General features: G+C 49.9%; 17 protein-coding genes. 15 read left to right on the top strand and 2 right to left on the bottom strand.

Annotated features, from left to right (window positions below; translation table 11 throughout):
• The first annotated feature begins 239 nt into the window (after positions 1 to 239).
• From Q4E40_RS11595 to Q4E40_RS11535, 13 genes are all read left to right on the top strand, one after another.
• Positions 240 to 956: a hypothetical protein gene (locus Q4E40_RS11595; protein ID WP_303412316.1), complete on the top strand. Its 717-nt coding sequence runs from the start codon at positions 240 to 242 to the stop codon at positions 954 to 956.
• A gap of 110 nt (positions 957 to 1,066) precedes the next feature.
• Positions 1,067 to 2,464 carry a class II fumarate hydratase gene (fumC, locus tag Q4E40_RS11590; RefSeq protein ID WP_303412314.1) on the top strand — a complete coding sequence of 466 codons (1,398 nt, stop codon included), beginning with the start codon at positions 1,067 to 1,069 and terminating at the stop codon, positions 2,462 to 2,464.
• 291 nt (positions 2,465 to 2,755) lie between these two features.
• Positions 2,756 to 3,694 (top strand): TerC family protein, encoded by a 939-nt coding sequence (locus Q4E40_RS11585; RefSeq protein ID WP_303412312.1) that lies wholly within the window; start codon positions 2,756 to 2,758, stop codon positions 3,692 to 3,694.
• Positions 3,695 to 4,142: 448 nt separating this feature from the next.
• Positions 4,143 to 5,165, top strand: a complete 1,023-nt coding sequence (locus tag Q4E40_RS11580; protein ID WP_303412311.1) for a hypothetical protein — start codon at positions 4,143 to 4,145, stop codon at positions 5,163 to 5,165.
• A 110-nt stretch (positions 5,166 to 5,275) separates the two neighbouring features.
• Positions 5,276 to 6,199, top strand: coding sequence for a DUF5677 domain-containing protein (locus Q4E40_RS11575; protein ID WP_303412309.1), 924 nt, complete (start codon positions 5,276 to 5,278; stop codon positions 6,197 to 6,199).
• A gap of 1 nt (position 6,200) precedes the next feature.
• Positions 6,201 to 6,680 (top strand): YdeI/OmpD-associated family protein, encoded by a 480-nt coding sequence (locus Q4E40_RS11570; protein WP_303412308.1) that lies wholly within the window; start codon positions 6,201 to 6,203, stop codon positions 6,678 to 6,680.
• Between the two features lie 50 nt (positions 6,681 to 6,730).
• Positions 6,731 to 7,093, top strand: a complete 363-nt coding sequence (locus tag Q4E40_RS11565) for a GNAT family N-acetyltransferase (RefSeq protein ID WP_303412307.1) — start codon at positions 6,731 to 6,733, stop codon at positions 7,091 to 7,093.
• Between the two features lie 306 nt (positions 7,094 to 7,399).
• Positions 7,400 to 8,176: an SDR family NAD(P)-dependent oxidoreductase gene (locus tag Q4E40_RS11560; protein ID WP_303412305.1), complete on the top strand. Its 777-nt coding sequence runs from the start codon at positions 7,400 to 7,402 to the stop codon at positions 8,174 to 8,176.
• A gap of 95 nt (positions 8,177 to 8,271) precedes the next feature.
• Complete coding sequence (locus tag Q4E40_RS11555; RefSeq protein ID WP_303412304.1) at positions 8,272 to 8,667, top strand: methionine-R-sulfoxide reductase; 396 nt, start codon at positions 8,272 to 8,274, stop codon at positions 8,665 to 8,667.
• A 24-nt stretch (positions 8,668 to 8,691) separates the two neighbouring features.
• Positions 8,692 to 9,003 carry a peptide-methionine (R)-S-oxide reductase gene (locus Q4E40_RS11550; RefSeq protein WP_303412303.1) on the top strand — a complete coding sequence of 104 codons (312 nt, stop codon included), beginning with the start codon at positions 8,692 to 8,694 and terminating at the stop codon, positions 9,001 to 9,003.
• Positions 9,004 to 9,091: 88 nt separating this feature from the next.
• Complete coding sequence (locus Q4E40_RS11545) at positions 9,092 to 9,478, top strand: diacylglycerol kinase family protein (protein ID WP_303412302.1); 387 nt, start codon at positions 9,092 to 9,094, stop codon at positions 9,476 to 9,478.
• Positions 9,479 to 9,573: 95 nt separating this feature from the next.
• A complete protein-coding gene (locus Q4E40_RS11540; protein ID WP_303412300.1) occupies positions 9,574 to 9,969 on the top strand; it encodes a DUF6970 domain-containing protein in 396 nt (131 codons plus the stop codon).
• A 1-nt stretch (position 9,970) separates the two neighbouring features.
• Complete coding sequence (locus tag Q4E40_RS11535) at positions 9,971 to 10,447, top strand: DinB family protein (protein WP_303412298.1); 477 nt, start codon at positions 9,971 to 9,973, stop codon at positions 10,445 to 10,447.
• Positions 10,448 to 10,572: 125 nt separating this feature from the next.
• Here Q4E40_RS11535 and Q4E40_RS11530 read toward each other — a convergent pair whose 3' ends face one another.
• Positions 10,573 to 11,364 carry a DUF4382 domain-containing protein gene (locus Q4E40_RS11530; protein WP_303412297.1) on the bottom strand — a complete coding sequence of 264 codons (792 nt, stop codon included), beginning with the start codon at positions 11,362 to 11,364 and terminating at the stop codon, positions 10,573 to 10,575.
• A gap of 264 nt (positions 11,365 to 11,628) precedes the next feature.
• Positions 11,629 to 14,655: an AsmA family protein gene (locus tag Q4E40_RS11525; RefSeq protein WP_303412296.1), complete on the bottom strand. Its 3,027-nt coding sequence runs from the start codon at positions 14,653 to 14,655 to the stop codon at positions 11,629 to 11,631.
• Between the two features lie 106 nt (positions 14,656 to 14,761).
• On the opposite strand from Q4E40_RS11525, the gene Q4E40_RS11520 reads away from it, so the two are divergent.
• Positions 14,762 to 15,775 (top strand): PorP/SprF family type IX secretion system membrane protein, encoded by a 1,014-nt coding sequence (locus Q4E40_RS11520; protein WP_303412295.1) that lies wholly within the window; start codon positions 14,762 to 14,764, stop codon positions 15,773 to 15,775.
• Between the two features lie 63 nt (positions 15,776 to 15,838).
• On the top strand, positions 15,839 to 17,074 hold the full coding sequence (gene gldJ / locus Q4E40_RS11515) for a gliding motility lipoprotein GldJ (RefSeq protein WP_303412293.1): 1,236 nt from the start codon (positions 15,839 to 15,841) through the stop codon (positions 17,072 to 17,074).
• The last annotated feature ends 13 nt before the right edge of the window (positions 17,075 to 17,087 follow it).

The raw sequence follows: 17,087 nt of genomic DNA, 5'->3' as shown, positions 1-17,087 counted from the left end.
CACAGGCCTTGCGGAAAATAACGGCCGGCAGTAGCACTTAGTTCAATGGTTAGGTCATCAAAAATAACGAATTTATTGTAACAGCTGCAACATTTAAGAGGCTTAAAATCCAGAGCCGGCGACTGTGCGGGCCAAGCACTTGATTATACCTGATTAGCCTATAATTAAACGGATAATGCGGAATTATATACCGGAAATTGGGCTTTGCATGCTAATTTTACGTCAAACCCCTATTTACCATGATAGATATCCTGAAAAGCCTGCTGTTGAGTTTCATCGCTGTGGCTATCCTGTTGCCTGTGCTCCGTTATGCGCTGCGTCGGCTATCACCAGCAGGGCAGCGGGCTTCCATAAGCGCTGACGAGGCCCGCTACATGCAAAAGAAAGAGTGGCAACTGACAATTGCCTATTTTGTTTTCGCCTCGGTGCTGTCCGTATTCTTTGCAGGGGCGCTGGCCATGCTGGCAAGCATACTGCACCTATCTTCGGAGCACATGTTTGTGCTGACACCTAACTTCCATGCCTTCTTTGCGCCGGGCCTGCTGCTGGGCCTTACCACGGCGCTGCTGCCGCTGCGGCTCTCACAAAGTACGATCCTTAGCCAGGACATGGATATCTACAAGCAGTACCTGATCCAGCAGGAGGGGGTTCGCTCTACCCGTATCTACCGCATCCTGTTTGCCTTCATGCTGGTTATCTCGGTGGTGGTGCTTTGGTTTGCCATGCGCTGGCATGTGAACGTGGACGAAAACCAGGTGCAGGTGACCAACATGCTCAACCAGGAGCGCACTTACCCGCACAGCGCCATTAAGAGCATCCACTACATGGGCGCGGAGGGGGAGTACCTTATCACGTTCGAAGACCAGACAGTTCTGAACACCTCTTACCTGAAGCCTGTGCCGTTAGATTTGATAGCCCTTTTGTCCGACCACTCGGGCAAGCGCGTTATCCGATAAAGATGCAGGTATAGGCTATACCTTGATTATACCTGTAAAGCGGCCGTAAAAGAATATTTTCGTAGTTTTGCCGGAGTTAAACTGATCCTTTAAACCTAAGTATAAACGATATGCAAGTTCGCGTAGAGAAAGACACGATGGGCCCGATCGAGGTGCCTGCCGACAAATACTGGGGCGCGCAGACACAGCGCTCAAAAGAAAACTTCACGATCGGTGGTCAGCAGATGCCGAAAGAGGTAATTGAGGCCTTCGCCATCCTGAAAAAATCGGCGGCGCAGGCCAATGCCGAGTTGGGTGTGCTGGCGCAGGACAAAGCCGACATCATCTCGCAGGTATGCGACGAGATCCTGGCAGGCAAGCTGGACGACCAGTTCCCGCTGGTGGTATGGCAGACAGGCTCGGGCACACAGTCGAACATGAACGTGAACGAGGTGGTGGCCAACCGTGCGCACGTGGTGCTGGGCGGCGACCTGATGGACGAGAAAAAGAAGATCCACCCGAACGACGACGTAAACAAATCGCAATCGTCTAACGATACCTTCCCGACAGCCATGCACATTGCCGCTTACAAGAAAGTGGTGGAGCATACGCTGCCTATGGTGAAGAAACTGCACGACACCCTGAAGGCGAAGTCAGAGGAGTTTATGGACGTGGTGAAGATCGGCCGCACGCACCTGATGGACGCCACGCCACTGACACTGGGCCAGGAGCTTTCTGGCTACGTGAAGCAGCTGGAGTACGGCATGAAGGCGCTGGAAAACACGCTGGACCACCTGAAGGACCTGGCGCTGGGAGGCTCAGCCGTAGGCACGGGCCTGAACACGCCGGCTGGCTACGCAGAGCTGGTGGCCGAGAAAATCTCTAAATACGCTGGCCACGGGTTCCGCACGGCCCCTAACAAATTCGAGGCCCTGGCCGCACACGATGCGATGGTAGAGACATCCGGCGCCCTGAAGCAGCTGGCTGTGTCGCTGATGAAGATCGCCAACGACATCCGTCTGCTGGCCTCTGGTCCGCGCTCAGGTATAGCCGAGATCCTTATACCTGAAAACGAGCCGGGCTCTTCGATCATGCCTGGCAAGGTGAACCCAACACAGGCCGAGGCCATGACCATGGTATGCGCCCAGGTGATCGGCAACGACGTGGCCATCTCGATAGGCGGCATGAACGGCCACTTCGAGCTGAACGTGTTCAAACCGGTGATGATCTATAACCTGCTGATGAGCGCTCAGTTGATCGCCGACGCCTGCGACTCGTTTGACAAGCACTGTGCCGTAGGTATAGAGCCCAACAGAGAGCGTATCAAAGAGAACCTCGAGAACTCTCTGATGTTGGTAACAGCCCTGAACCCGCACATCGGATACGACAACGCTGCTAAGATTGCTAAGAAGGCGCACAAAGAAGGTACAACCCTCCGTCAGGCAGCCATCGCACTTGAGTTGCTCACGAATGAGCAGTACGACGAGTGGGTGAAGCCAGAGGACATGATCGGCAGCTTGAAGAAGTAAAAAACACATTTGACTTACAAAGGAAAAGCAGCTCCATTTGGGGCTGCTTTTTATGTTTTACAATGAAACATCATATACTTTATCCATCTATTCTTCTACAGCTACTATTAGTCTAAGGAAAAGTAGTTGCTGTTTAGGCTGATTTTCGTGTTTTCTATCTTATTTTGGTGCCTGTAGTTAAAAACACCATGTGCTTAGAACCCGTTCTGATTAAATTTGTAAACAAAACAGGTCCTGCTTACAATAAACACCTTATAAGCGCTGTAGCTTAACTAAACTATATAAACACTTATGGAAGTAACTGCTTCATTCTGGATTGGGTTCAACGTATTTGTACTCCTTATGCTTGCCCTCGACCTGGGGGTTTTTAACCGGAAGGCACATGTCGTTTCTGTAAAAGAAGCCCTGACCTGGTCGGGCGTCTGGATCAGTCTCGCCTTAATTTTTAACGGGCTTATCTATTACTGGTTTGGTGAGGCGAAAGCTGTCGAGTTTCTGACTGGTTACCTGATCGAGAAATCGCTGAGTGTAGACAACATATTCGTGTTTGTGCTTGTTTTTGGTTATTTCCAGATACCTCCCATCTACCAGCACAAGATCCTTTTCTGGGGCATTCTTGGGGCGCTGGTCATGCGCGTGATCTTCATCTTCGCAGGCGTTGCCCTCATCGAGAAGTTTCACTGGACCATTTACATTTTCGGCGCCTTCCTGATCTATACCGGCTACAAAATGTTTACGGAGAAGGGTACACAGATCGATCCGGAAAACAACCCGGTTATTAAGTTCTTTAGAAGAATGATGCCGGTTACAAACCAACTGCATGGAGATAAGTTCTTCGTGAAAGTCGATGGTAAGCGGTTTGCAACGCCGCTGTTCCTTGTGTTGATACTGATCGAAACCACCGACCTGATCTTTGCAGTGGACAGCATTCCGGCTATACTTTCCATCACGCAGGACCAGTTTATCGTTTATACCTCCAACGTTTTTGCCATCCTGGGTCTGCGTTCGCTGTATTTTGCCCTTGCCCATGTAGTGGACCGCTTCGTTTATCTGTCCTACGGGCTTGCCGTCATATTAGCATTTGTAGGCACAAAAATGCTGCTGATTGATATCTTCAAGATTCCTACTTTTATATCCCTGCTTGTAATTGCTGTAATCTTGATTTTCAGCATCGTCTTGTCCTTTGTGAAAACAAGAAGGGATAACCGTATAAACGGGCAGGGGATGTAATAACCATTCCTCCGGTTAACGACAGGAAGCTACTACTTTACGGAAGCTTCATGCTCTTGACTCCGATAATAAAAAAGCAGCCCCTTTTCCGGGGCTGCTTTTTTATTTGGCTATAGAGTACAATTTGATTCTTCCTGCGACCATGGTCAATTAAAAGCCTATTCCCTGTCGTTCTCCCTGCACTTTCAAAGAAATTTTTCAATTTCAATCCAATTTCTCAAACACTTCCATAACAAGTCGCGTATTCCTACCCAGAAGCTTAAAATAAACCACAAACCCCCTCTTAACACATTTCAACCTACATTCGACCAGCTAAGGCGAATCCCAATGGCTGTGTATTAACTTAATGCACGACGATTACCACCAATATATAATACAATTTTAATATTCTAATTTTTTAATCAACGGATAGGCCTTATTTTTTTCTTTTCACCCTATTATTTTCCCTATGAAAACATTTAATACAAAAACCCTTGCCCTTGCTTTTGCTTCCCTTTTCCTTTTTTCCTGTGAGCGCAGCACCGATCAGGATGCTGTTGAGCCTATGGCGGTGTCGCAGGACGACAGACTGATCGGCTACGATCCGACAACCTGCAACCTGGTGCAGTCATTTGGCGAAGGCGCATTGCCCCGCACAGCAGATGTAATAGAAGAAGACGGGGCTGTGATGATTGTGAAGGCTCAGAAAAGAGGGCCAAACGGCAAGTATCTGCAGGAAACCCAGGCACTTCTGCTGGATGCCCATGACCCTGCCACTGACCTCGTAAACTGGATGGATGCTAACATGATGGATATGACCAGTTTGCTCACTGTAGGTGATGGTTCCGGCCAGAAAGCTAACCGCAAGGGCGGCCGCCTTGTGCTGGACTTTTCGCCGGTAAGCACTGTGACGATGAAGACCATGGTTTTCACGGATATTGCCGCCGAGGACAAAGGCTCTAAAGTGGAGCTGTATAGCCGCAACGGGCAGCTGCTGGAAAGCAAGGAAATCCCGACCGGAGAGAAGAACTCCACCGTCATCGTGTCTTTTAACAATGTACCTGGCGTAGCAAAGGCTATTGTGACTTTCGGGGACGAGCGTAGCAGCATAGGTTCTGGCGCTGTGGCCCGCCTGCAGCTATGCGTCGAAGGACAAGGACGCTACGATGATGCCCGCTACCAGGATGTGCATACCTTGTGGCTGGAGTATACCGGCGAGCAGCCTGCCAATGTCTCTGTTAAGTCGGTACAGGAGGGGAGCAGCAGCAGCGTGCTTTTTGATGCCAGGGGTATGAAGCCGGGCAGCGTGTTTAAGATCGCAGCTTCAGGAGCCAACGCATTAGGTGAGTCTCTTGAAATTAAAACACAACGCGGCGAAACGCAGCTTATACCTGTAAAGGCCGACCCCAACGCTTCTTTGAAGAAAGAGTATGGCAGCTTCAGAGTAGTAGAAGCCCGCTGCACTGATTACCCGCTGAAATTAGAAGAGTAGAATTGAAAATACGTAAACGGGAAAGCAGCTCTGAGAGGGGCTGCTTTTTTTGTTTACCATATATTTCTACATTGTAACAAACACCTTATTACCACTACCTTAAAAAGTTTATGACAAACTACAATGAAGGATTTTTAGGTCGTAAACTTGATCCGAAACTCGAAGAGATTTTGGAGAAGTTTTCGGATGAACTTTATAAGGTAACAAAATTTGGAGCTGATATTATTAAACTAGATTTAGAATCAGAATCAAAAAATGATCGCTCAATTATTGCGACTCTTTTACTTAGAAATTACATAGAACTTGTAGATTCGATTTCACTACTCATTAAAAGCGCATCTACAGATCCATGTAAGCCCCTACTAAGAATATGCTTAGAAACTCTATTTTACATTAAATACTTAATCACTGATGATCAAGAGAGGAGAGCTTCTTCATTTATAGTCTGGCACACTCATAAGAATTTGAAGAACTATCTTAAATTTGATGGTAGATCCGTTGCACATAAGGAAACTGTAGCTAAGTTCAGGAAAGATCGATATCTAAAAAACGAATCTGAATTTATTTACGATAAGTCAGAAGAAGCTATTGTTAATGCACAATCCCTTTTGACACTTCCTCAATATGTAGAAATCAATAACGAGTATTTAAAAGAGCATCGAACAAGAAAGAACCCAAATTGGTACAGCTTGTTTGGTGGCCCAAAAGATATTGAACAACTAGCCGCTCACTTGAATATGCAAGCTATGTATGAAGGCTTCTATCGTAGTTGGTCTCATGCATCACATGGAACAGATATTCTGCAAGGAAAACTAGCTAACAATGGAAGTGGAGGTGCAGAAATTATTCAAATTAGATATCCTAAAGATGCTCAACATATAACGCACTATGCATTTATTCTTTCAGTTTCTCTTTTTCAGACCTTCATAGAAAAAAGGATTCCAGAAAAAATAGATTTTTTCAGTGAGTGGTATTTAAGTATAAGAGATTTCTACATGAGTCTCTCTAGTCATAAATACCTCAATCCTCAATGAGATGCCTTACCCTCTCACCAATAAACTATACCTGCTAGAGAAATTCCCAGGAAAAGGAGGCTGGACTTATGCGGCTATACCTGAGATATTGCCTGACAAGCATACGTACTTCAATTGGGTCAGGGTGAAGGGGACCATTGATGGCTATGAAATAAAAGGCTGCCATTTGATGCCGATGGGCAATGGACAGCTTATGCTGCCGGTGAAGGCGGAGATCAGGAAGAAGATAAAGAAGCAGGCTGGTGACTGGGTGCAGGTAACCCTATACGCTGACAACACGCCACAAGAAGTACCCGAAGAGCTGCTGCTCTTCCTGCAGGACGAGCCCACCTCCTACGACAAATTCCTGAAGTGTACGGATGGCGAACAGAAAGCGATTGTGGACTGGGTGTATTCTGCCAAAACCGACGAGACCAAAATAGAGCGCATCGTCCAGACAATCCAGAAACTGCTGAGCAATCAGAAGCGGCACCAGAAGTAGTTCTTAGCTTTGCAGCAGTGTAAAATGCTGCCCTTTACATCCAACCTACTATGGATCACCTCCGACTGACAAACACATCACACCATCTCTTTGAACAAGCTTGGGAGCTATACGAACAGTCTTTCCCGGTGGAAGAGCGTCGCCCCTTGCACTGGCAGCTCGAGATCATGCCCCATGCCAGCTACCATTTCGAGCTCATACTGCAGAAGGATGCATTAGTAGGTATACTGCTGTGGTGGAGCTTTAAGGAAATACGCTTCATAGAGCACTTCGCAACGGCTCCGAATTTGCGCGGCAGGGGCTATGGCAGACTTATACTCGAAGCCTTTGCAAGCCGCAGTACAAGGCATGTCCTTTTAGAGGTGGAGCCACCGCATGAAGAGATTCAGCAGCGCCGTATCCGGTTCTATTAACAGAGCGGCTTTGCCCTGAACAATCATGTTTACCAACAGCCTCCTTACCACCCGGGGCAACAGCCTCTTACATTGCTGGTCATGTCTTACCCTGCTGCCATCTCAGCCGAAACGGTGGCGCACTTTGTTAGACAACGGCACCCGCTCATCTACCGGCTGCCGCAGTAGCTTACCCCCATCTGACTGCTTCTAGGTCACGAACCTGCTCCAGCACAGTTGACTCGTTCCGCGTAGCATCACAACCATCTGTCATTACCACAAGTATGATTACGTATGCTTTATACCCACACCTTTAAAACCTAAGCTATGGACAAATTAAAAAACAAAGTTGCCCTGATCACCGGATCCGACTCAGGTATAGGGCAGGCCACCGCTATAGAATTCGCCAAAGAAGGGGCTAACGTCGTGGTGACCTACCATACCGACAAGGAAGGCGCTGAAGAAACGCTGAGCGAAGTGAAGAAACATGGCCGGAAAGGGATGGTGCTGCAGGTGGACATCAGTGACGAGCAGGCGGTGGAAAAGCTTTTCGAGCAGGCCCTGAAAGAGTTCGGCGCTATTGATATACTTGTGAATAACGCAGCGGTAAATGGCTCTGGCATCAACGTAGCCGACATGGACACCGAAGTTTTCGACAGAACGATCAAGACAAATCTATACGGTACTTTCTTTTGCTCCCGCGCTTTCATCAGACACCGAAAGCAGCACGGTGGCAAGGGCAAGATCGTCAATGTGTCTTCGGTGCACGAGGAAATTGTGTCGGCGGGCACGGCGGACTATTGCGCCTCCAAAGCTGGGGTACGCAACCTCACCCGCACCCTGGCGCTCGAGCTGGCAGAGGACGGTATCAACGTAAACAATGTTTGCCCCGGCATGATCCTGACACCCATGAACCAGGAGGCAATAGATGACAAAGAAAAACGGGAAGAGAGTGAACAAAACATACCGATGAAGCGGGCGGGCAAGCCTGAAGAGATTGCCAAAGTAGCCCTTTTTCTAGCTTCCTCCGACGCAGATTACGTTACAGGCTCAAGCTACTTTATGGACGGTGGCCTGTCGCAGTTCATGGGGCAGGGGGCATAGCCTATACCTTCTCCCTCGGTCATCCTGTCATATTGTGCCCTTGTGGTTCGTTATTTGCATACCTTTGTATACACAAATTTATTACTATTGAGCTTATGAAAATCGCGAAAGACCCATCTGAATATAACAAACTGACACCAGACGAAGAGCGCATCATTGTGCGCAAGGGAACCGAATACCCGGGCACTGGTGAGTATAACAGCTTTAAAGGAGAAGGGGCATACCTGTGTCGCCGCTGCAATGCGCCGCTCTATACCTCCGAATACAAATTTGAATCGAACTGCGGCTGGCCAAGCTTTGATGATGAGATAACGGGTGCCGTGAAGCGTATACCTGATCCGGACGGACACCGCACCGAGATCGTGTGCGCCAACTGCGGCGGCCACCTGGGCCACGTGTTCGAAGGCGAGTACCTCACCCCAAAGAACGTGCGCCACTGCGTGAACTCCCTTTCCATGAAATTTGTACCGGTCGAAGAGCTGGAAAAGTAAAACCACAGGTATAGCCGCAGGCACATGTTTAAGCACAGGCAACAGGTATCGACCAGGAAGCGGGCACATGAAACCGGCTCTTATGTCTGTACCTGTTGCGGCTATGCGCTGTTCGAGGCCAGCAGGAAATTTGAAGTCGGATCTGGCTTCCCCAGCTTCTGGGAGCAGATTGGTGACCACGTTATCCACAAGGCGCTCAGCACCTACGGGCGGGAGCGCATGCAGCTGGTATGCGGCCAATGTGGTCAGCACCTGGGGCACCTTTTCGAAGATGCTCGCACCCCCACGCAACTCCGCTATTGCATCAGCCAGACTGCCATCCGTTTTGTAGATTAACCATACAGGGCTATACCTTAACTTTATACCTGCTTGTACAGTAAACCACAGCGAAAACCGAATATTCATCACCCTGATAGATGCCAGCATGAGTCGCCCTTCTTTCATCAAAAGCCGCTTAAACAGTTTCCGCTTTGCTTTCAATGGCCTGTCAGCCGTATTTCGATCTGAGCCCAATATGCACCTGCATGTGCTGGCCAGCATCATTGTGCTGGTCATGGCCTATCGCTTTGAAGTTACCCAGGTAGAGTGGTGCCTGCTTATTCTTTGCATTGGCATGGTATGGGTGGCTGAGATTTTCAACACGTCCATCGAAACACTTACCAACCTGGTCTCGCCGGAGCACAACATCCTGGCAGGCAAAACCAAAGACCTGGCGGCCGGTGCCGTGTTAATGGCTGCTATTACCGCTGTGGCTGTCGGCCTCTTCATCTTCATACCTTATTGGGTCGCCTACGTAAACACTGAATTGTAATTGCCGCAAAGGCAGGTACAGGTATAATGCTGCGCTAAAATCGGTGTTTAGCCATAAATATCCTACCTTTGCGCTTCAGCTGAAAACTAACCGCTATGGCTGTACCAAAACTGCCTGCATGGGCACTTGCACTCCTGCTTACGACAACGGCTGTCGGTTGCCAGACAGCAGGCAGTCCTGCAACCTCCGAAGTGGAACAGGAAAAGGATGTTCCAACCGGCTGGCTAAGCGAGCTCATCCGGGAGTTGGAGCAGGAAGACGTAGCCAACCCGCCCGCCAAGGTATACCGCTATACCTACAACGGGCAGGGGGTATACTACCTGACCGGCCGCTGCTGCGACATCCCCTCCAAGGTATACGACACTGACGGCAACCTGCTCTGTGAGCCGGAAGGCAGCATAACGGGCAAGGGCGACGGTCGCTGCGCGGATTTCTTGGACGCCAGAACGAACGAGACCTTAATTTGGGAAGATAAAAGAGAATATAATTGAGATGACTGGAAACGACGTATTAAAGAACCTTTCTGATTATAACATCTGGGCTAACCAGACGATGCTACATGTATTCGACTCACTGCCAGAGCTGCCGCCTAACGCAGCCCGCCTGTTTAGCCACGCGCTCAATGCGCAGGCCATCTGGATAGCCCGCATCACCGGCACCGAGAGCCCAGTGAAGGTATGGCAGGAGCATAACCTCGAGGAACTGCACAAACTGCACCAGTATGCTTCTTACAAAATAGCCGAGCTGGTGGTTAACTCCGACGAAGATGAGTTCAACCGCCTGATCGACTACACTAACAGCCAGGGCCACAAGTACAGCACCCGCGTACTCGATATCCTGACCCACGCCTTCAACCACGCCACTTACCACCGTGCCCAGGTTGCCACTGACCTGCGCAAGTGCGGCCACACTCCGCCCAACACCGACTATGTAACGTATGTGCGTGAGCTGATGGGGCAGGTATACTAACTGGGCCACAAAGGCCTTTTAGACAAAAGATAATCAGACTTTAAACAAAAAGGGAGCCCTTCACGAGGAAGGGCTCCCTTTTTGTTTGCTTCAGAGACAAGCCAGGTATAGCTTGTTTCTAAAACTTATTTTGTTGGCAACTTAACCGTGCCCAGATCTTTGATCTGATCCTGTGAAACGCTGATGTTTGTCAGGGTCGTGTCGTTTACAGCACCTGCGGTATAGAACTTCACCGAGTAGGTACCCGCCTTCACTCCTTTGATCAGGAAATCACCGTTTTCATCGGCAAACCCACCGATGGTGTCGTTTGCGGTAGAAATCACATAGATGCCTGGCTTAGCCTCAGCTGGCGTTACTCTGCCTTTTATACCGCCTGCTACTGCTTTAGTGATCGTACGCACAACCGGTTTCAGGTTATACTGGCCGTTTCCTCTGGCTACAACCGACTTGGCTGCATCAAAGTCGAGCAACACCACATAGGTCACATCTTCTCTCAGGTCAGCATTCAGCTGCAACTTTACGCCTGATGTTTGCCCGCTTGGTGTTTTCAGACCAACTACATCGCCATTCTTAAGCTTAAGCGAGTTGTTCTCGCCCAGTACCAGCCTGATCTGGGAAATAGAGCCTGCTGGCAGGTTGGCAGACGCAAGCAGTGTATCGCGCCCGTTGGCGAACTCAAGGAGGTTGTATATACCTGGGTTAATCTCGTCAAGCGTTTGCCAGCCGCTTTCGCTGTCAGTATCCTCTTTGTGTATCTGCACGGAGCGGATGTCCACGTTTACCTCCTCATAGTCGCCTGGCGCGTCTGTCATGCGCACTTCCATACGGGCAGTGCCGTTGCTGTCGGAGTCACTGTCGCAGGAGCTGAACCACATCAGACCGCTCAAAAGAAAAGGAATTACAAATTTTGCTTTCATAAAAATTGCATATTTAAGTTTCATAGCAAATATCAGTACCTTAAATGAAGATAGAATGAAGAATCAGATATCGCTATATTTTATTTAGTCAGGAATATGGATTTGTTTGGTTTCATAGATCCCTGCGACTGCAAAACGATAAATAGTCTAACAATGTTATATAGCTTTAAGAAAATAAAAGCCGGCAGCCATTTTCTGCTGCCGGCTTTTGCTCGTTTAAAAGAGTGCAATTGCCCTAGGGCCTCACTTTTATAAATTTATACTTTACTGCTGCACTTTCGTGGTATCGGGCTGCGCAGGGGGGGTAGCAGGCTTTGACTTGGGCTTCAGGAAGTCCGTTATTTTATCAGTTGCCTGCTTTTTAATCTGCTTTTCGGCTTCCAATCGCTTTTTCTCCAGTTCCTGCCGCGCCTTATCCTCCGCTTCCTGGCGGCGGCGGTCAAGCTCGTTGCGCACGCTGTCCTGCACCTGCTGCTTCTTCTGCTCCAGCTGCATTTTCGCATTATCCACTTTGCTCTTCACCACACTTTCCACCAGGTCTTTGGCCTGGCCCTTAGCACTGCCGCCTGCCAAGGCCACGCGAGGATCAGACAGCGTACCGCCAATATTCAGGTTCAGAGTAATGCGATCCGAAGTCTTCAGGGCCTCGTTGCCAATCAGGCTACCCAGTCGGGTGTTCAGTTCACGGCCTACCTTACCGGCTGGCACATTGAGTGCGGTTACATAGTCGATGTTGCCGTTCACGTTGTTGGAACCGCCCACCGTCATTTGTATGTCGCCTACTTTTAGGTCAAACGGCCGAATCACCAGGCTGCCGTCTATGATCTGGGCATCGATGCGCTTGTTCTGGATCACGAAGTTCTGCAGCTCTTCAAAGTGAGTCAGCCTGCTGATTTGGTCCACAATCTTCACATCGCTCACAGCAGCTTTCACCACGTCAATTATACCTGAGCCATCCAGCGTCTTGAATACCGGGGTCATGTCCTGGCCAATCTCTCCGGCAAAGTTGAACTTGGTGGAGAAGGTTCCGTCGAGCAGACCTGCGATGGGGGCAATCACTTTAATGGTGTTAAAGGCGTTGAAGGCCTCCTTAAAGCTCAGATTCTGCACATCCAGCTTCATGTCAAACAGTGGCTGCTTCAAGCTTTGGGTGTTGTAGCTTCCGCTGGTTACGAAGGTACCGCCCAGCGTGCTGAACTTCACAGACTCCAACCGGGCCACTTTGTCTTTTACGAGCACACGGCCGTCCACATTGTTGAGCTTCAGGTTGTCATAAAGCACCTGCTTCGCATCCACATTCAGGGTGATATCCAGGTTCTCCGGCACTGCCACTACGCCCTCGGCCTCGGCAGTGGCATCCGTGGTCTGCCCGGTGTTTTCATCCACCATCCACTCGTTCACATTAAAGTTGTTGGAGCTCAGGTTGAAGTTACCGCGCAGCGACTGGTTTTCGGCCAGGGCATAGCCGATGTAGTTCGACACCGTGCCGCTGGCCTTGAAGTCGCTTTGGCCCAGGAAGCCGTTCATGTTGTTGAGCTGGATGCGCTCGTTGTTGAAGACGGCATCAGCGCTGCTGATCTTTAAACCTTGCGGCAGATCGGTGCTCACAAAGTTCAGGTTTTTGATGCCCATGGTGCCGTTTGCCGTCACGTTGCCATACTTCTCAGCTTCGATATCCGACATTTTGCCCTTGGCAGCGACGTCAGCGTTGATGCGGCCGGTCACGGTCATGCCTTCCTGCGGGAATATTTTGGTGAGTTTCTCCAGATCGAGTATACCCTTTATCTGGCCATCGAAAGCAGGACTCTCTATACCTTGCACCAGCATGCGGCCCTCCAGCGGTTCTCCGTCCAAGGTCATGTTGAAGCGCTCTACATTGATGCGGGTGTCGTCGGTATTACCTGTTTTGTTGAGGATGTTCACCGCGGCGTTCAGGTTTTGGATAGGGGCGGGGAAGTCTTTTGACTTCACATAGCCATTGGTCAGGCGCATGTCGGCGTCTATTACCGGCATGCTCTTTTCGCTGTAGGTGCCTTTCGCATCGGCATCTACTTTCAGCAGACCACGCAGTGTCATACCTTCCACAGGAAACACCTTCGTCACCTCGTCCAGGTCAATATTGGCCTTCACGTTGCCGTCTACCTGCATCACTTCTATACCTTTCACCAGCACGCGGGCATCGATCGGGTTCTTGCCCATGTCCATGTGGAACTTGCGCACATCCACCACCGTGTTTTCCAGGTCGCCATCCGGGTTGTCGATGCGCATGTCCACGTTGATGTTGCGGGCGGCCTGCGGCAGGTCAGGGTACTTGAACATACCTTCGCTTACTTTCAACTCCGTGCCAAAGCCTGGCATTAGGGTATCATTGAAACGCCCCTTCACATAGCCATCGAAGCTTAGGTTGCCCTCGGTTTTGATGTCCTTGAAATCTTCTTTGAACATACCTGGCACCACCGACAGCACACTACGGAAGTCTGTGTCTACGGCCTTAAAGGTCAGGTCGAGGTCAATGTCGTCTTCCGGCATCAAAATGGTACCGGCAAACTGAACCGGCAGTTCGTTGATGCGGATGTGGTTGTCTTTGAAGGTAAAGAGGAACTTGTCGAGGTCCATCGCCATGGTCACGTCAGCATCCAGCACCGCGTTCTCGATGTAGTTCACCCCGTCGTACGTCATCACAAAGCGGTCGGCCTTGGTCTGCGATTTCATGTCGAACACGCTCTTCTCAAAGTCGCCGCTACCGGTATGCTGCACGTTGTAGGCCGCCAACCCGAAAGGAATGCTCAGGTCATCGTAATAAAGCGTGCCGTTGCTGATATCCCACTGCTTGATCGCCATGCGGAAGTCGCTGGCCGCTGTGTCGGCTTTGGCCGTTGTGGTGGTATCTGCTATAAAGATGTCCCAGTTTGCCTTGCCGCTCTTAAGCACGAGCAGGCGAATGGTCGGATCATCGAGTTTGATGCTGTTAACCTTAACCCGGTTGCCTGTAATGACGCTCATCAGGTCAAGACCCATCCGGAAGGAAGGAACCTTGGCCAGCGTGTCGGTCGCAAAAGAATCCTGGCCAACAACCAGCAGGTTCTCCACGCCCAGTGACATGTTCGGGAAATCCCGGAAGAGCGAAAGGCTTACGTCATCTGTCGCGTACACAACAGTGGCGTTGATATTCTTGGCGATCTCTTTGTCCAGGGCCTGTTTAATTTTATCTTTGAAGAGCAAGGGCACCAAGGCTGCGAATGCCAACAGGACTGCTAAGAAGACAAAAAAACCGATAACTACTTTTTTCATATAGGTGGTTGCGTTTAGTAAAAGCTAAGCTATATAATTTTATAGCGAAAACCATGCAGAAATTATACAAGCGCTGCAGCAATAACCGTTCAGGAGTACTGAAAGTATGCGCATAGGCCTCACAAAATTACTTTTTTGCCTGATGATTTGCCTTTGCGGCTTGCAGGCAACAGGGCAAGATGCGCATTTTACGCAACAGTACGCCAACCGGCTATACCTGAACCCTGCCTTCAGCGGGCTTGGGCGCGACTGGAGTGTGGCCGTTGCGCACCGCAACCAGTGGCCTTCGCTTAATGGGTCCTTTATCACCAACCAGGTCTCGGCCGACTATCGCTTTGATGGCACCAAAAGTGCAATTGGGATGGTACTGCAGCAAGACCGCGCCGGTATTGGCGGATTACAAAAACTGCAGGCCGCCCTGGCCTATGCCTACCACACCCGCCTCACCGAGAACCTGGCTTTCGCTGCCGGCCTGCAGACGACGATTGCCTCGCTCCGTGTTAATTACGACAACCTGGTGTTTGGCGACCAGCTCTCCGACTACGGACAAACTGCCCTTACTTCAGCCGAAGCCAATCAATTTGATCCGACTAATTATGTAAGCTTTGCCGTAGGGAGCATCTTGTACAATAACAATTTCTGGGCAGGTCTCAACGTGTCGCACCTCAACCAGCCAAACTATGGCTTCGATGAGACAACGCGCCTGCCCCTGCGGTTTGTGGCAAATGCCGGGTATAAGTTTTATCTGAGCACTGGCCTGAGGCGCGGCAATGCAGAGTTTAGCGTAAGCCCGGCACTGAATTTCACGCATCAGCAGAATTTTAGTCGCATTGATTTAGCCTTGTATACTATTTATTCGCCTCTGGCGTTAGGAGTAATATATAAAGGAGTACCTGCAACGGGCGCCGACCAAGACCAGAGCTTAGGTATAATTGCAGGCGTGAGCCTCAACAGGCTTCGCATCGGCTTTAGCCACGACGTGGGAGTGAAGGGTTTTGGCAGGCAGGCGGGAGGGGCGAATGAAATTTCGCTCGTTTTTGAACAACTTAACTTAAATAATTTGTTCACTGCCCGACGATCGTCCAAAATAAACCATAACATTGTTTGTCCGGCATTCTGAATTTAGTTATAATTGCACGTTAAATTACATTAAAAGAACCTTATCATTAGTAGGTCCTAATCTATGAAGCTTATTAAGTATGTATCTGCCGTTGTAGTAGGAGGGGCTCTCCTTGCATCATGTGGCAAAGGTGGCGGCTATCCAACTAGCACTGACCCAGGCGATTATAGCTCGGCCACGGGTATAGAATACAACGAGGACGAAACGGCGTTTCAGGTAAACGATTACGAAGATTTCCCGCAGGCGCCGGGTCTTGTATTTATTGAAGGTGGCCGTACCACGCTGGGCTCTATGGAGGAGGACATCGCCATGACCCGTGACAATATCGAACGCACGGTAACGGTAGCTTCTTTTTACATGGACGAAACCGAGGTGGCTAACATCCACTGGCTGGAGTACCTGCATTACCTGAAGCGTGACTCTATACCTGAGGTATACGTAGCTGCTCTTCCGGACACAACTGTATGGTCTCGTCAGCTTTCCTTCAACGACCCTTACGTAACGTATTACCTGCGCTACCCTGGTTTCCGTTTCTTCCCGGTGGTAGGTGTTAGCTGGCTTCAGGCCAACGACTATTGCACCTGGCGTACGGCTAAGGTGAACGAGAACCTGGCCAAGGAAGCAACAACTGGCGGCAAGAAGAGAAAAGGCCTCTTCGGTAGAAACCGTACGGAGGAAGCAACTGAGGCTACAGCACTTTCCATCGAGTCTGGCTATGTGTTGCCAAACTACCGCCTCCCAACAGAGGCTGAGTGGGAGTATGCTGCCCAGGCTTTGATCGGTACCCAGTACAACGAGGACGAAAACCAGAACAACAGAAGACTATACCCTTGGGATGGCCATCAGCTGCGTAACCCACACGGCAAGAAAATGGGCCAGTTCCTGGCTAACTTCAAGCGTGGCCGTGGTGACTACGCCGGTGTAGCCGGTTCGCTGAACGACGGCGCCATGATCACGGATTACATCTACGCCTATCCGCCAAACGACTTCGGTCTCTACAACATGGCTGGTAACGTAAACGAGTGGGTGCAGGACGTTTACCGCCCACTTTCTTTCCAGGACGTAGAAGACCTGAACCCTTTCCGCAGAGACGGTTATCAGGACGAAGCTGAAAACTACGACACGGCAGAAGGTTTCCACTCGCTGATCAGCAACGAAGTACGCGTTTTCAAAGGAGGTTCATGGAAAGACGTAGCCTACTGGCTGTCTCCAGGTACCAGAAGATTTATGGCACAGGACTCATCTACAGCGACAATCGGTTTCCGTTGCGCGATGATCAACGCCGGGTCTAACAGATAAGACTAACAGTTAA

The organism is Pontibacter coccineus, from assembly GCF_030546575.1.
GTDB classification, from domain to species: domain Bacteria; phylum Bacteroidota; class Bacteroidia; order Cytophagales; family Hymenobacteraceae; genus Pontibacter; species Pontibacter coccineus.
Note: the sequence above shows the minus strand (reverse complement) of the source record. Positions and strands in the feature narration are given on the sequence as shown.

Excerpts from the sequence above, each read along its gene's own strand:
- Q4E40_RS11595 (WP_303412316.1), top strand. The coding sequence starts at position 240 with ATGATAGATATCCTGAAAAGCCTGCTGTTGAGTTTCATCGCTGTGGCT.
- fumC (WP_303412314.1), top strand. The coding sequence starts at position 1,067 with ATGCAAGTTCGCGTAGAGAAAGACACGATGGGCCCGATCGAGGTGCCT.
- Q4E40_RS11585 (WP_303412312.1), top strand. The coding sequence starts at position 2,756 with ATGGAAGTAACTGCTTCATTCTGGATTGGGTTCAACGTATTTGTACTC.
- Q4E40_RS11580 (WP_303412311.1), top strand. The coding sequence starts at position 4,143 with ATGAAAACATTTAATACAAAAACCCTTGCCCTTGCTTTTGCTTCCCTT.
- Q4E40_RS11575 (WP_303412309.1), top strand. The coding sequence starts at position 5,276 with ATGACAAACTACAATGAAGGATTTTTAGGTCGTAAACTTGATCCGAAA.
- Q4E40_RS11570 (WP_303412308.1), top strand. The coding sequence starts at position 6,201 with ATGCCTTACCCTCTCACCAATAAACTATACCTGCTAGAGAAATTCCCA.
- Q4E40_RS11565 (WP_303412307.1), top strand. The coding sequence starts at position 6,731 with ATGGATCACCTCCGACTGACAAACACATCACACCATCTCTTTGAACAA.
- Q4E40_RS11560 (WP_303412305.1), top strand. The coding sequence starts at position 7,400 with ATGGACAAATTAAAAAACAAAGTTGCCCTGATCACCGGATCCGACTCA.
- Q4E40_RS11555 (WP_303412304.1), top strand. The coding sequence starts at position 8,272 with ATGAAAATCGCGAAAGACCCATCTGAATATAACAAACTGACACCAGAC.
- Q4E40_RS11550 (WP_303412303.1), top strand. The coding sequence starts at position 8,692 with ATGTTTAAGCACAGGCAACAGGTATCGACCAGGAAGCGGGCACATGAA.
- Q4E40_RS11545 (WP_303412302.1), top strand. The coding sequence starts at position 9,092 with ATGAGTCGCCCTTCTTTCATCAAAAGCCGCTTAAACAGTTTCCGCTTT.
- Q4E40_RS11540 (WP_303412300.1), top strand. The coding sequence starts at position 9,574 with ATGGCTGTACCAAAACTGCCTGCATGGGCACTTGCACTCCTGCTTACG.
- Q4E40_RS11535 (WP_303412298.1), top strand. The coding sequence starts at position 9,971 with ATGACTGGAAACGACGTATTAAAGAACCTTTCTGATTATAACATCTGG.
- Q4E40_RS11530 (WP_303412297.1), bottom strand. The coding sequence starts at position 11,364 with ATGAAAGCAAAATTTGTAATTCCTTTTCTTTTGAGCGGTCTGATGTGG.
- Q4E40_RS11525 (WP_303412296.1), bottom strand. The coding sequence starts at position 14,655 with ATGAAAAAAGTAGTTATCGGTTTTTTTGTCTTCTTAGCAGTCCTGTTG.
- Q4E40_RS11520 (WP_303412295.1), top strand. The coding sequence starts at position 14,762 with ATGCGCATAGGCCTCACAAAATTACTTTTTTGCCTGATGATTTGCCTT.
- gldJ (WP_303412293.1), top strand. The coding sequence starts at position 15,839 with ATGAAGCTTATTAAGTATGTATCTGCCGTTGTAGTAGGAGGGGCTCTC.